This is a genomic window from Gordonia sp. (in: high G+C Gram-positive bacteria) (assembly GCF_047606305.1).
Classification (GTDB): domain Bacteria; phylum Actinomycetota; class Actinomycetes; order Mycobacteriales; family Mycobacteriaceae; genus Gordonia.
Map to the genome: position 1 here is coordinate 1 of NZ_JASGER010000045.1, position 13,869 is coordinate 13,869.

The 13,869-nt window shown below is 68.4% G+C and carries 13 protein-coding genes; 6 read left to right on the forward strand and 7 right to left on the reverse strand.

The genetic code is table 11. The features are described 5' to 3' along the window. The coding region (locus tag QM634_RS06650; RefSeq protein ID WP_415041986.1) for an MlaD family protein at positions 1 to 538 on the reverse strand (538 nt) is incomplete at its 3' end. 161 nt (positions 539 to 699) lie between these two features. On the opposite strand from QM634_RS06650, the gene QM634_RS06655 reads away from it, so the two are divergent. Beyond that, positions 700 to 1,026: a hypothetical protein gene (locus QM634_RS06655; RefSeq protein ID WP_415041987.1), complete on the forward strand. Its 327-nt coding sequence runs from the start codon at positions 700 to 702 to the stop codon at positions 1,024 to 1,026. A 9-nt stretch (positions 1,027 to 1,035) separates the two neighbouring features. Here QM634_RS06655 and QM634_RS06660 read toward each other — a convergent pair whose 3' ends face one another. Further along, positions 1,036 to 4,014, reverse strand: a complete 2,979-nt coding sequence (locus QM634_RS06660) for a UPF0182 family protein (protein WP_415042014.1) — start codon at positions 4,012 to 4,014, stop codon at positions 1,036 to 1,038. Between the two features lie 114 nt (positions 4,015 to 4,128). On the opposite strand from QM634_RS06660, the gene QM634_RS06665 reads away from it, so the two are divergent. Both QM634_RS06665 and QM634_RS06670 read left to right on the forward strand, forming a co-directional pair. After that, on the forward strand, positions 4,129 to 4,728 hold the full coding sequence (locus QM634_RS06665) for a PPA1309 family protein (RefSeq protein WP_415041988.1): 600 nt from the start codon (positions 4,129 to 4,131) through the stop codon (positions 4,726 to 4,728). Positions 4,729 to 4,785: 57 nt separating this feature from the next. After that, the gene (locus QM634_RS06670) at positions 4,786 to 5,730 is read left to right on the forward strand and encodes an SGNH/GDSL hydrolase family protein (protein WP_415041989.1); all 945 of its coding nucleotides are present in this window, start codon (positions 4,786 to 4,788) and stop codon (positions 5,728 to 5,730) included. Between the two features lie 3 nt (positions 5,731 to 5,733). Here the strand turns inward: QM634_RS06670 and QM634_RS06675 are convergent, their stop codons facing one another. Next, positions 5,734 to 6,879 (reverse strand): PDZ domain-containing protein, encoded by a 1,146-nt coding sequence (locus QM634_RS06675; protein WP_415041990.1) that lies wholly within the window; start codon positions 6,877 to 6,879, stop codon positions 5,734 to 5,736. Here QM634_RS06675 and QM634_RS06680 point away from each other — a divergent pair. From QM634_RS06680 to QM634_RS06690, 3 genes are all read left to right on the forward strand, one after another. Then, positions 6,878 to 8,314, forward strand: coding sequence for a zinc-dependent metalloprotease (locus QM634_RS06680; protein ID WP_415041991.1), 1,437 nt, complete (start codon positions 6,878 to 6,880; stop codon positions 8,312 to 8,314). The two genes, QM634_RS06675 and QM634_RS06680, sit on opposite strands and share 2 nt — an antisense overlap. A gap of 90 nt (positions 8,315 to 8,404) precedes the next feature. Beyond that, entirely contained in the window at positions 8,405 to 9,277 is an 873-nt protein-coding gene (locus QM634_RS06685; protein WP_415041992.1) for a hypothetical protein, read from the forward strand. A gap of 29 nt (positions 9,278 to 9,306) precedes the next feature. Next, positions 9,307 to 10,620 carry an ABC1 kinase family protein gene (locus tag QM634_RS06690; RefSeq protein WP_415041993.1) on the forward strand — a complete coding sequence of 438 codons (1,314 nt, stop codon included), beginning with the start codon at positions 9,307 to 9,309 and terminating at the stop codon, positions 10,618 to 10,620. 112 nt (positions 10,621 to 10,732) lie between these two features. Here the strand turns inward: QM634_RS06690 and QM634_RS06695 are convergent, their stop codons facing one another. From QM634_RS06695 to QM634_RS06710, 4 genes are all read right to left on the reverse strand, one after another. Continuing rightward, a complete protein-coding gene (locus QM634_RS06695) occupies positions 10,733 to 11,023 on the reverse strand; it encodes a WhiB family transcriptional regulator (protein WP_415041994.1) in 291 nt (96 codons plus the stop codon). A gap of 143 nt (positions 11,024 to 11,166) precedes the next feature. Next, entirely contained in the window at positions 11,167 to 11,331 is a 165-nt protein-coding gene (locus QM634_RS06700; protein WP_415041995.1) for a hypothetical protein, read from the reverse strand. 118 nt (positions 11,332 to 11,449) lie between these two features. Beyond that, the gene (locus QM634_RS06705; RefSeq protein WP_415041996.1) at positions 11,450 to 13,567 is read right to left on the reverse strand and encodes an ATP-dependent DNA helicase UvrD2; all 2,118 of its coding nucleotides are present in this window, start codon (positions 13,565 to 13,567) and stop codon (positions 11,450 to 11,452) included. Positions 13,568 to 13,606: 39 nt separating this feature from the next. Beyond that, positions 13,607 to 13,858, reverse strand: a complete 252-nt coding sequence (locus QM634_RS06710; RefSeq protein WP_415041997.1) for a mycoredoxin — start codon at positions 13,856 to 13,858, stop codon at positions 13,607 to 13,609. Positions 13,859 to 13,869 lie beyond the last annotated feature (11 nt).

A 13,869-nucleotide genomic window follows, 5' to 3' on the forward strand; every position in this document is an offset into this window, starting at 1 on the left:
CCAACCGCGTCAGATTCTCACCCTGACCGTTGAACGCCTTGCCCAACTCCTCGACAATCGTCTGCAAATCCTCCACCGGCACCGACTCGGCAAAATCCAACGCCGAATTCACCACATCCTCCAACGGAGCGGGCTGTTCGGATTGGGTGATGCGGGACCCGGCGTGCAGGAACGGCCCGGCGGCCGAGGTCGGCCGCAGGTCGATGTACTGCTCGCCGATCGCCGAGCGATTCGCCACGACGGCCGTCACGGACGCGGGGATGCGCGGCTTGCCCGCGTCGAGCTGGAGGGTGACGTCGACACCGGACTTGGTGAGTTGGAGCTTGCCGACCCGGCCGGCCGGGACACCCTGGTAGGTGACCTCGGCGTGCTCGAAGATGCCGCCGGAATCGGGCATCGAGACGGTGACCGGGTAGACGCCGACACCGAAGAGGCGACCCACGTGGACGACGCTGATCGACCCGACCACCAGCGCGACGACACCGAGGATGGCGGTCACGATGAGCTTGGCGATCTCTACCCGGCTGAGCGGGGGCATCGGCGGCGGCCTCTCACGTTGTACGGCTGTGACGACGGGGAACCCATCGTCTCGCTGACTCTACGGCTCCGACGGCGAAACGGACCAACCGATCGGTCGGCCGCGGGAGCGAACGCACACAGATCGCAAGACTGTGTTCCGCGTCACACTACGCGCGTATCATGGGTGGACGCCGATTGGTCCACCCCGAGGAGGTCATGATGGCTACCACCCATGTGGTGCATCACCACGAATCCCACGGCAACCACCCGATGAGCGTCGTCGCATTCTGCGCCACGTTGGCGGGCATCGCCTGCGCCGGGATGTGGCTCGTCGCCCTTGCGACCGGCCACGGCGCGTCGATGATCGTCGGCATCGCGGCGCTGCTGTTCTTCGCCGTCGCCGTCATCGCCTTCCGGCTGGTGACGGTCCACGCCAAGCACGGACCCATGCAGCCGGAGAACACCGAGATCGAGACGCGCCGGTACCTCGACGAGTACCGCGTCTGACCCACTCGCTCAGTTCGGCAAGGACCGGTACTTGGCGATCGCATCCTTCAATCGGTCGAGCGCCTCACCGTAGGACTTGAAGTTCCCCGATTGCTGAGCCGAGGTCAGTGCGTCAAGGGCGTCATTGATTCCCTTGACCGCGTCGTCTCGACCTGCGTTCGGCGTCGTCGGAGCCGGTGCGCCGACGGCAACAGGCGGGAGCCCCTGACCGGGAGTGCCTTCAGGCGCGGACACTTCCTCCGGGTTGATTCCCACCTGACGAAGAGCGCCTGACAATGTCGGCGAGAAGGCAACCCTGTCGTTGTACGACACCATCAGGCCGAAGAGCTTCGGAACGGCCGAGTCGGCGTTCTTGGACTGCGTGTACAGGGGCTCGACGTAGAGCACGCCGTTCTTGCCAACGGGCAGCGTGAGCAGGTTTCCGTAAGTCGAATCGACGGTGCCCTCGAGCATCTTGCGCACACCGGTGGTCGCCGTCTTCATCCGGTCCTGCGCCTGGCGGGGGCCGATATACTGCTTGTTCGACGGCAGAACCTTCACGGTCAGCTTCCCGTAAGTCTCCGGGTTCGACGAGGCCGTGACGTACGCCGCCAGGTACGACTTCTTCCGCACGGTGAGCACCGTCGTCAATTGGAACTCCGGTCGCCGCTCGTCAACCGGGGCCGCCGCGGTGAAGTAGTACGGGGCCTGCACGTCTTCCTGTGCAGGCTGGACCTGACTGCGCGTCCGAACCCCCGGAGTCGGCGGAGTCGGTGTGGCCGACTCACTTCCAGCGGAAGCACTATCAGTGGTCGGATCGGCCGGAATCGACCAGAAGTCGCTGCCGCTGAAGAACTCCTTCGGATCGTCGACGTGGTACTTGAGCAACAGGCCACGCTGGATCTTGAACAGGTCTTCCGGGTAGCGCACGTGCTCGCGGAGATCGAGGCGCTTGTCGAATTCGGCTCGGGGCTTCACCGTGCCGGGGAAGACCTTCATCCAGGTCTTGAGCACAGGGTCTTTGTCATCGGCCTGGAAGAGCTCAACCTTGCCGCTATAAGCGTCAACGGTGGCCTTCACCGAGTTGCGAACGTAGGTGACCTCACGATCGAGCTGCACGCGAGCCGTCTGGCCGGCAGTCAGCGTGCGCACGTCGGTAGTCGCGCTCTGCAGCGACGTCGGCTGCGAATACGGGTAGCGGTCGAGGGTGGTGTACCCGTCGACGATCCACTTGATCGACCCGTCTGCCATCACCGCCGGATACGTCTTCGAATCGACGGTGAGCCACGGAGCCACGCTCTTCACCCGGTCACGGGGGTCCCGGTTGTACAGGATCTTCGAGTTCTTGTTGATCACCGAGGACAGGAGGAGATTGCGGTCGGCGTACTTGACTGCGAACAGTGTTCGGTTGAACCAGTTGCCGAGGGAGACACCCGTTCCGGTGTGCGTGTACTTCTGCCTCCCCTCGCCGTCGTACTCCTTGGCTGCGCCGTCAGTGCCGACGATCGCGTAGTCGGGATTCCGGGCGATGAGCTCGCCGAAGTAGATACGCGGTTGCTTGACTTTGATCGGCGCGGTGCGCTGATAGTCGGGGCTTCCGATGGTGTCCAGGTCACTGACTCGCAGGACCGGCAGGCCCCCACTGTCTGCATCGGTAGTCGAGCCGACCGAGCCCACCGTGTTGGCCTGGGCGGCGATGAAGCCGTTGCCGTGGGTGTACACGGTGTGCCGGTTGATCCAGTCACGCTGATTGTCGTCCAAGCGCGAAGGATCCAGTTCGCGGACTGCGACGACGAAGTCGCGGATCTGGCCGTCGACCTTGTAGCGGTCGACCGAGAGTTGCTTTGGGAAGGCATAGAAGTTGCGCAGGCTGTTGGACTGCGCGAAGGCCGGCGAAACGACGTTGGGGTCGAGAAGACGAATGTTCGAGAGGGTCGCGGTATCGGAGTTGACGGCTTCCGGCACGGGGGGGACCGACGTCCAGTTGTGTTCGTAGCTGACGTTGGCCTTGTCGATGCCGTAGGCCTGACGTGTCGCGGCGATATTGCGCGAGATGAACTCCGCTTCCTTCTGCTGTGCGTTCGGCTTGACCGAGAACTGTTCCATCACGGCCGGCCAGCCGATGCCGATGATCAGCGACGACAGCAACATCAGCGCGGTGGCCAGCGCGGGGATCCGCAGGTCGCGCAGCACGGCGCCGGCGAAGAACGCCACCGCGCAGATGACCGCGATCGCCATCAGGATCAGCTTGGACGGCAGTACGGCGTTGATGTCGGTGTAGCCGGCGCCCGCGAACATCTCTGCACGCCGACCACTGGACAACAGCGAATACCGGTCCAACCAGTACCCGACCGCTTTGAGCAGCAGAAACGTACCGGCGATCACGGCCAGTTGGATCCGGGCCGCCGACGTCAGCGTGCCCGGCGTTCCGTTGCCGCCCAGACGAATGCCGCCGAAGACGTAGTGCGTCACGAGGTTCGCGACGAAGGCGATGATCACCGCCATCGTCAGGATCGACAGCACCATCCGGTAAAAGCCCAGGTCGAACGCGTAGAAGCCGATGTCCTTGCCGAACTGTGGGTCTTTGACGCCGAATCGCTCGCGGTGCAGGAACATCTGCACCGTCGACCACGACGCCTGCGCGACGAGTCCGGCGATCACGCCGAAGACGACGGCGGGGGCAAAGGCGAACAGGCGGGGACGCGCGGACACCGCCGAGCGGTAGTTGGCCAGCGGGTCACCGGGTCCGAGGGAGCTGACGACGATCGGCCGGCTCCGATAGGCGGCGTAAATGGCGGCACCGATGATCGCGGCGACCACGAGCGCCACGACCAGGAAGACGACGATCCGGGTCCAGAAGATCGTCGTGTAGGTCGAGCGGTAGCCCAGGTCGCTGAACCACAGCCAGTCGGTGGTGATCCCGACCAGGCGCGGCCCGACGAGCAGGAGTAGGAGGATGGCGACCCCGACGCCGATCATGATCCGTCCCCGGCGCGTCAGCGCGGGCATGGTTGGGCTAGTCACGTGTCGCTCATTTCCGTCGAGTCAGCGCATGTCCGATTTCCATCCACTGTATCGACGTCCGGCGCGACCGCACAGTCCGCGGTGGGCGATGATGGAGTGGTGACCGACGCCGACCTGTCCCCCGATGCGCTGGGCTCCGCCCTTCGCGATGTGACCGAGTTCGTCGACGCCGCCGGGTGGGGGCAGCCGCCGATGCTGTTCGCGCTCGTCCCGACGACGGTCCTCGCGCACACCGACCCCGATCTCGTCGACGAGTACGACGACTCCGAGCTCTCCCCGATAGCCCAGGAGCAACTGCCGTTGTCCGACGACCCGCAGACCGTCGACGACGAGCTCGAGCACGTGCTGGCGACGACACAGTGGCCCGACGCGGTCGCCGGGTGTGCGCTCGTGCAGGAGATCATCGTGCTGCCGCCGCAGGCCGAGGACGACCTGGACGAGGCCTTCGAACCGCTGATGGCCGATCCCGAGGCCGCCGACGCAGCCGCCCGCGCGACCGCCGAGTCGCATCCGGGCGGGCAAGAGGCGCGGCTGATCGCCGGCGCGCTGCGCGACGGTCGGCGACTGGCGCTGCTGCAGCTGCGCGCCGAGGAGACCGAGGAATCCGACGGCCGCCTGGAACTCCTCGCCCACCCGGATCTGGCTCCCGGACTGCTGGACGCCCTGGCCGCAACCCTCAATTCCGACGACGGACTGTGACCGAGTCGCCTGCTCTCGATTACTTTCCGGTGACCGGTTTCTGCTAGACCTATACGAATGAATTCCCACCAGAAACTCGCACGATTCGTCGCGCCCGGAGTCCTGGTCACGCTCCTCGCCGCCGGCGAGGCCACCGCTCTCGCCGACCCGCCGGCCCCGCCGTCGCGCCCGGGACTGCCCACCGGCGCGCCGTACACGCACGGCACCTACGTCGCGATGGGTGACTCGCGCGCCGCCGGTGGCTCGGCGACGCTCACCGCCGACTACCAGCTCAACCCGTGCCGACGGTCCGGCGACAACTACCCCTCGATGGTTCGCGACCGCATCAAGCCGCGCACCTACATCGACATCTCCTGCATCGGCGCCAAGAGCGCCAACCTGCGCAACCACCCGCAGATGATGGGCCTGCGCCAGACCAACGACCCCCTCGGGTCGATGACCGGGTCGATGACCGGCTCCCTCGCCTTCCCCATCGCCGCCCAGCTCCCCCAGGTGCCGCGCACCGCGCAGGTGATCACCGTGAGTACCGGCGGCAACGACCTCGACTGGGCCGAGATCCTCAAGAAGTGCAACATCCGGGCCCGTAAGAACTGCAGCAAGAACCCGGCCATCAAGGCGCGCGCCCGCCAGGGCCTGAGCCGCCTCACGGTCCAGGCCACGACCTCCCTGCGCGCCATCCGCGGCCGCGCCCCGCAGGCCCAGATCTTCACTGTCGGCCTCGGCGGTTTCATCGGCAAGCACGGCTGCCGTCAGGTGCAGCTGAGCACGGCCGACGCGGTGTGGTTCAACAACCTCTTCAAGGAGGCGAACACCCGTCTGCGCGCGGCGACCGAGGGCGTCGGCGGCAAGCTGATCGACGTCACCGATCCCGGTCACGACGCATGTTCGGGCCGCGCCTGGTTCTTCGGGCGCAACGCCCCGCAGGGGAACATGGCGTTCCACCTGAACACGACCGGTCGCGCCGTCGTCGCCAACCGGATCGCGGGTTCGATCCGCCGGTAGCGGCTACTTCGCAGCGCAGGCCGGCGTCGGCTTGCCCGCCTGCGCGGCGTTCAGCGAATCGATCGCGCTGGGCAGCGTGTCGACCTTCACGAGGGTCAGCCCGCGCGGCACATCGGTGAGCGCCTCGGCACAGTTGTCGGCCGGGACCAGGAACATGGTGGCGCCCGCGTCGCGCGCCGCCTCCATCTTGTGGGTGATGCCGCCGATCGGACCGACCTTCCCCTCGTCGGTGATGGTGCCGGTGCCCGCGATGAATTTGCCGCCGGTCAGGCTGCCGGGGGTGAGGCGGTCGACGATCGCCAGGGAGAGCATCAGACCGGCCGACGGGCCGCCGATGTCACCGACGTTCATCGTGATCTTCATCGCCGGGTCGGCGTTGACGACCGCCGGCGAGACGTCGAGGAAGCTGACCGTCTTGGGCTGACCGGCCTTGTCGGTGCCGTCCAACTTGCCCAGGGTCACCGAGACCCGCTGCGGCGCTCCCGCCCGCACGATGCCCAGGTCGAGGCGCTCGCCCGGCTTGTGCGCGCGCACCGCCGTCTGCATCTCCTCGACGGTGGCCACCGGGGTGCCGGCGATCGCCGTCACCTCGTCGTCCTTGCGGAGCACGCCGTCGGAGGGGCCGCCCTTCCCGACCGACGAGATCACCAGCTTCGTCGGGCGGTGCACCTGGCGCAGCGCGGCCGCCTGGGCAGTCAGTTCCGACCCGCTCATCTGCGCGGCGTTCTGCTCCTTGACCTCGTCATTGGACTGGCCCGGCGGGTACTGCTGCTCACGGGGAACCAGCGAATAGCTGCGCGAGGCCCAGCGCGACAGGGCGTCGAACAGACTCAGCCCGTCGGTGACCGAGACCGTGGTGAGGTTCAGGTGGCCGTCGGTCGGATCGACGGGCACACCCGAGATGTCGACCACGGGCACCTCGCGCGTCTTCTCCTTGCCGTCGGGCGTCTTCCCGTCGTCGATGTCGACCTTGCCGAGCGTGTTCACCGTCGGCCCGGGACCGAGCGCGACGTAGGGCACCTGCACACTCGTCCCGAGGTAGACGAACAGGCCCAGCAGCGCGACGGTCACGGCCAGGGTGACGATGCGGCGGTAGTCGACGGAAGCATTCACGTGCGCCAGGGTAATCGGTCGGTACGGTGGAACCATGAGCGATCTCCCGTTCGGGTTCTCCGGCAACGATCCGGACCCCGACGACGACAAGAACGAGTCCGGCAAGGGCGAGTCGGGCAAGGGCGTGCCGTTCGGCTTCGACCCGTCGAATTTCGACCCGTCCAAGCTCGACCCGTCCCAGTTCGGCGCGCTCGGCGCGGACTTCGACCCCAGCCAGCTGAGTCCGGAGATGATCGGCCAGCTGTTCTCCCAGCTCGGCACCATGTTCAGCGCGATGGGCACCGGTACCGGTCCGACGACCGGTTCCGGTGGTGGGCCCGTGAACTACGACCTCGCCAAGAACATCGCCCGCCAGGAGATCGGCGACTTCACCCCGGTCCTCGAGAAAGAAACGTCGGCGGTCGCCGACGCCGTGCACCTGGCCGAGATGTGGCTCGACGAGGTCAGCGCACTGCCGAGCGGGGTCACGACCTCGGTCGCCTGGACACCGGTGCAGTGGCTCGAGGAGTCGCTGCCGACCTGGGCGACGCTGTGCGACCCGTTGGCCCGCCAACTGTCGCAGGCATGGGCGACCGGGTTGCCCGAGGAGGCCGCGGCCTTCGCCGGCCCGATGATGGGGATCATGACCCAGCTGTCGGGTTCGGTGTTCGGCACCCAGTTGGGCCAGGGCCTGGGCAAACTCGCGACCGAGGTCCTCACCGGCACCGACATCGGCTTGCCGCTGGCCCCCGAGGGCACCGCGGTTCTGCTGCCCGAGGCCATCGCCTCCTTCGCCGACGGCCTAGACCTCCCCGCCCAGGACATCATCGTCTACCTCGCCGCGCGGGAAGCCGCCCACCTGCGCCTGTTCACGCACGTCGGATGGCTGCGCCAGCGCCTGCTGTCGGCGGTCGAGCAGTACGCGGCGGGGATCACCGTCGACATCAGTGGGCTCGCCGATTCCCTCGGCGAGGGCGTCAACCCCGAGGAGTTGATGGCCAACCCCGAGAAGCTCAACGAGATGCTCGGCTCGGCGGCCTCCTTCGAGCCCACCACCACCCCCGAACAACAGGCCGCACTGGACCGGCTCGAGACCCTGCTCGCCCTCGTCGAGGGTTGGGTCGAGCACGTGGTCACCCGCGGGCTGTCCGACCGCATCCCGTCAACGGCCGCCCTCACCGAGACCATCCGTCGGCGGCGCGCCACCGGTGGGCCCGCCGAGCAGACCTTCGCCACGCTGGTCGGCCTCGAACTGCGGCCGCGCCGCGTCCGCGAGGCGACCGCACTGTGGGACCGCCTCCTGCAGGCCACCGACCTCACCACCCGCGACCGGGTCTGGGACCACCCCGACCTGCTGCCCGACAGCTCCGACCTCGACGCGCCCGCAGCGTTCATCGACCGGATCGTCGCCGGGGACGACGGTGATCCACTGGCCGCGCTGGAGAAGCAGATCGCCGACGAGGCCGACGAGGACAAGAAATCTGACGAATAGCCCATAGCTGCTGGTCGGGGACCGGTTCCCCCTGTGGACAAACAGCCGTCGACCAGAGGTGTCAGCGGTCTGGTCGCGCACACTCACCCCATGGGGGCGACACAGACGACGACCGGGCACGGGCCCACCCTGCGGCGCGGCGCGGCGATCCTGGTGCGCGACGAGCACCAACTCCAGATCGGCTGCGACCCCGAGCACAGCGTGCTGGTCGACCTGCCGGCGACCGCCAGTGCCCACGACGTCGCCGTGCTCCTGCGCTCCCTCGGCGAACCGGGCCGGACGTCGGGGCTGCGCGGTCGCCTACGGCGACTGGGACTGAGTCGCACCGACTTCGACGACATCGTCGCCCCGCTGCGCGCAATGGGGGCGATCACCACCGGCGCGCGCCCGACCCTGCGCGTGTGCCTGCACGGCCGCGGTCCGCTGCGCGACGGGCTCGGCGCCGCGTTGTCCGACGCCGGCTATCCGCTCACGCGCAGCAGCGCCCGCCTGGCCCGCCCGTGGCGAGGCGGCCCTCCCCGGCCGACGCTGGTCGTCCTCACCGACTTCGCCCACCACGACCCGCTGCTCGTCGCCGACCTGATGCAGCACCGCATCCCCCACCTGCCGGTCATGCTGCGCGACGGCGTCGGCGTCGTCGGACCGCTCGTCCTGCCCGGTCGGTCCAGCTGCCTGCACTGCGCCGACCACCACCGGGCGACTCTCGACCCGCAATGGCCGATCGTGTGCGCACAGCTGGTGGACCGGATCGGTTTCGCCAGCGACGCGATCACCCGCCTGGCCGTCGGCGCCGCACTCGAGCAGATCGACCAGATCGCCGCCGGGCTGACCGAGCGGGGCGCGCGCCGACCCGACCTGGTGGACACGACGCTCGAGATCCACCCGCGCCCGGTGCGCCTGCGCCACAAGGAGTGGCCCGCGCATCCGAACTGTTCCTGCGGTGCGAGTCGGCGTGATTCCTAGGCTCCGGCGCGTGGACTATCCTTGCCGGTATGAGCGACATCACTCGGGGGGCGGGACGGCGCAATGCCAAGTTGGCGGCCCTTCCGATCGGAGTGGCCGGCCGAGCAGTCGGCGGCCTGGGCAAGCGGATCGCGGGCAAGAGCAAAGACGAAGTCAACCAGGAGTTGATGGAGAAGACCGCCGAGCAGCTGTTCGCCGTCCTCGGTGAGCTCAAGGGCGGCGCGATGAAGGTCGGTCAGGCGCTGTCCATCATGGAGGCCGCCATCCCCGAGGAGTTCGGCGAGCCGTTCCGCGACGCGCTGACCAAGCTCCAGGCCGAGGCCCCGCCGCTGCCCGCCGACAAGGTGCACGCCGTGCTCGACCAGCAGCTGGGCACCAAGTGGCGCGAGCGCTTCCAAGAGTTCAGCGACGAGCCGGCCGCGGCGGCGAGCATCGGCCAGGTGCACAAGGGCGTGTGGTCCGACGGGCGCGACGTCGCCGTCAAGGTCCAGTACCCCGGCGCCGACCACGCGTTGCGCGCGGACCTCAAGACGCTGGGACGCATGTCGGGGCTGATCCAGAAGCTCTCGCCCGGCACCGACGTCAAGGCGATGGTCGACGAGCTGATCGACCGCACCGACGACGAGCTCGACTACCTCGGCGAGGCGGAGAACCAGCGCGCCTTCGCCAAGGCCTACGACGGCGACCCCGATTTCCTGGTGCCCAAGGTCGTGGCCAGCGCCCCCAAGGTCGTGGTGTCCGAATGGGTGAACGGCCGCCCGCTGTCGAAGCTGATCACCGAGGGCAGCCAGGAGGAGCGCAACCACGCGGCCGCGCAGATGGCGACCTTCGAGATCTCCTCGCCGTACCGCGTCGGCCTGCTGCACGGCGACCCGCACCCGGGCAACTTCTTCATCGCCGACGACGGCCGCTTCGGCGTCCTCGACTTCGGTGCCATCGGCCGCTACCCGAACGGTTTGCCGGAGGCCACGGGCCCGATCCTGAAGCTGGCCCGCGACCGCCAGTACGACGAACTGCGCGACCTGATGGTCGAGACGAACTTCATCCAGCGCAGCCACGCGAACAAGGTGTCCGCCGAGGACCTCGAGGCCTTCCTGCGGCCGTTCGTCGACCCCCTCTACGTCGACGACTTCCACTTCACCCGCAAGTGGATGCAGCGGGCCGCGGGCAACGCGACCGACGTGCGCGGCGACGTCTACAAGACATCCCGGTACCTGAACGTGCCCAAGGAGTACGTGATGCTCTTCCGCGTGCTGCTGGGCTGCGTCGGCATCGCCTCCCAGTTGGAGGCCCATGCGCCCTATCGCGCCATCGTGTCCGAGTGGGTTCCCGGGATCGACTGATCCCCCCTCGCCGACCGTGCCCAGATTTTCGCCGACCGTGCCCAGAATCTCGCCGACCGTGCCCAGCTGACGCAGACCGAGCCCGGCACGTGAGTCACGTGCCGGGCTCGGTTCAGCTGGCGACCTTGCGCGGGCGGCCGCGCGGACGCTTGCGGGCGACGATCTGACCGCGGTCGAAGATCTCGCCGCCCCAGACGCCCCAGGGCTCGCCGCGCTCGACGGCGCTCGCCAGGCACTCCCGCTGCAACGGGCAGCCCTGGCAGAGGGCCTTCGCGGTCTCGAGGTCCGCAGGGGCCTCGGCGAACCACAGGTCGGCGTCGGTCTCCCGGCACGGAAGGCCGAGAGAGGTGAGGTCGGGCGCGGCCGGGACCGCGCCGACGGTGATGTCGGTCAAACAGGTCATGGGATTCTCCAAAGGTCAGCAGTACTCGGGGATCGATGCGGCTCGGCGTCGTGCCAATAGCTGGCGTCGTGCCAAAAGAAACCGGCCACGGTTCTCGCGGTTCGCGATTCACCGTGGCCGGGAAGAGTCCGGAAGGGACTACGTCACATCGGATGGTCCGGTACGGAGAATCGCTTGGTCGCTCGCGGCGCATGTGCCACGTTCGACTTGTGCGGTGCGCCAACGAGATCGATTGCGGGCAGGACGATGCCTTCCCACAGGCGCACGGCAGCGAACGTGTGGCCGCTGAACTGATCGCTTGAGTTCACTGTCCGTACTCCTTTCGATTCGTTTCGTGCACAGCAGGGGTTGGTCCCCGCTGCTTGACTCGAACCAGGGTACGGCCCGGCCGCAGAAGGCACAACCTATTTTCTACCTGCGGTTTTGTCAGTCGCCGGCGGTCGACGGCGCATTGGCGACGATGGCCACGACGTCGTCACCGTACCGCTCGAGTTTGGCCGCCCCGACGCCGTTGACGCGCGCCAGCGACCGCAGGTCGGCGGGCCGCCTGGTCGCGATCTCCCGCAGCGTCTTGTCGGCGAAGACGGTGTAGGCGGGCTTGTCCTGCCGGTTCGCCTCGGCCAGCCGCCAGGCTTTCAGGCTGTCGAACAGTTCGGCGTCGGCCGGCTCGAGCGGCACGGTCGCGGTGCGGCGGGCGGTCCTGGAGCCGGTCGTCGAGTGGCGGCGCTCCCCCGAACACGAGTCGCACACGCCCGTTTGCAGGGCCCGCGCCCCCATCAGATGCGACGAGCAGCGCTCACACGTCGGCAACAGGCCGGACAGGAAGCGCGACTTGCGCCGCCCGCGGCGACCACCCTCGTTGCGGGCCAGCGCCCACGACAGTCGCAGGTGCTCGCGCGCGCGGGTGACGCCGACGTAGAACAGGCGGCGCTCCTCTTCGACGGCCTCCGAACCGGCATCGATCGCGTGGCTGATCGGCACTGCGCCGTCGGTGAGGCCGACCAGGAAGACCGCATCCCACTCGAGGCCCTTGGCGGCGTGGAGCGACGACAGTGTGACGCCGCGCATCGTCGGGGGATGGCCGGCCGACGCGCGGGAGGTCAGCTCGGCCGCCAACTCGCGCATGCTCAAGGTCGGGTTGTGGGCGAGCAGCTCCTCGGCCAGTTCGACCAGTGCGGTCAGCGACGCCCACCGCGACTTGGCCTCGGCGCCGGACGGCTCGTCGGGGGTCAGGCCGAGCGGGAAGAGCAGGACGGTGAGCGCGTCGACGAGATCCCCGCCCGCGACGACCCGGTCGGCGCGCGCCGCCGCGGTGATCTCGCGCAGTGCCTGGCGGATCTCGGTCCGCGCGAAGAAGGCGTCGCCACCGCGGACCTGGTACGGAATCTGCGCCTCGGTCAGCGCCTGCTCGTACACCTGCGACTGGGCGTTGACCCGGTAGAGGATGGCGATCTCCGATGCCGGCACCCCATCGTCGATGAGTCGACGGATGTCGGCGACGGCGGCGGCGGCCTCGGCGGGTTCATCGGCGTATTCGGCGAAGCGCGGCGCGGGTCCGGACGGGCGCTGCCCGACGAGCTCCAGACGGGTCCCGGCGGCCCGACCGCGTGCCGCGCCGATGACCCGGTTGGCGAGGTCGACGACCTCCGGTGTCGAGCGGTAGTCGCGGACCAGCCGCACGACCTGCGCCTCGGGGAAGCGGCGCGAGAAGTTCAGCAGGTAGTCCGGTCGTGCGCCGGCGAAGGTGTAGATCGTCTGATTGGCGTCGCCGACGACGGTCAGGTCGTCGCGCTCGCCCAGCCAGGCGTCGAGCAGGCCCTGCTGGACCGGGGTCACGTCCTGGTACTCGTCGACGACGAAGCACCGATAACGAGCGCGAAACTCCTCGGCCAGCCCGGCGTCGTCGCTGAGCATCTGGGTGGTGAAGAGCAGCAGGTCGTCGAAGTCCAGGAGGTAGTCGCCGTCCGGCGAGACCTTGGCGGCCTCATAGGCGGCGAACACCTGGGCGACCTGATCCGCGGGCGCCGGCAGGTCGCGACCGGCCTTGGTCGCGGCCGCGGCATACTCGCTCGGGCCGATCAGGCTGGCCTTGGCCCATTCGATCTCCGACGCAAGGTCGCGCAGGGTCTCCGTCGCGGTCGGCAGTTGTGCCTTGCGCGCAGCCGGTCCGACGATGGGCAGCTTCGAATCGAGCAGCTCCCACCGGGCGTCGCCCAGGCAACGCGGCCAGAAGTAGCGAAGCTGACGAAGCGCCGCGGCGTGAAAAGTCTGCGCTTGCACGCCGGCCGCCGACCCCGTGCTGCCGATGCCCAGGGCCCGCAGCCGGGAGCGCATCTCCCCCGCGGCGCGCGCGGTGAAGGTGACCGCGAGGACCTGGTCCGGATTGACCTGCCCCTGGTCGACGAGATGGGCGATCCGACGGGTGATCGTGCGGGTCTTGCCGGTCCCCGCTCCGGCGAGCACGCACACCGGACCGCGCGGCGCAGTGGCCGCGGCGAGCTGCTCCGGGTCGAGATCGGCAAGATGGTCCCCCACGCCGACCACTATCTCACCCCGTCCCGACAGGGCGTTCGACCGTCGGCGTCAGAGGCCGAGCTTCTTCCGCACGTCGGCGATCGACGGGTTGGTGGCCGTCGTGCCGTCGGCGTACTTCAGCGTCGGGACGACGTGGTTGCCGTTGTTCACACTGCCCACGAAGTCGGCGGCCGCCGGATCCTCTTCGATGTTCACCTCGTCCCAGGTGACGCCGAGGCTCTTGAGCCCGGTCTTGAGGCGGTTGCAGTAACCGCACCAGGTCGTCGTGTACATCGTCAAAGCGGGAGCGTCGGTACTCATACACCGAATAA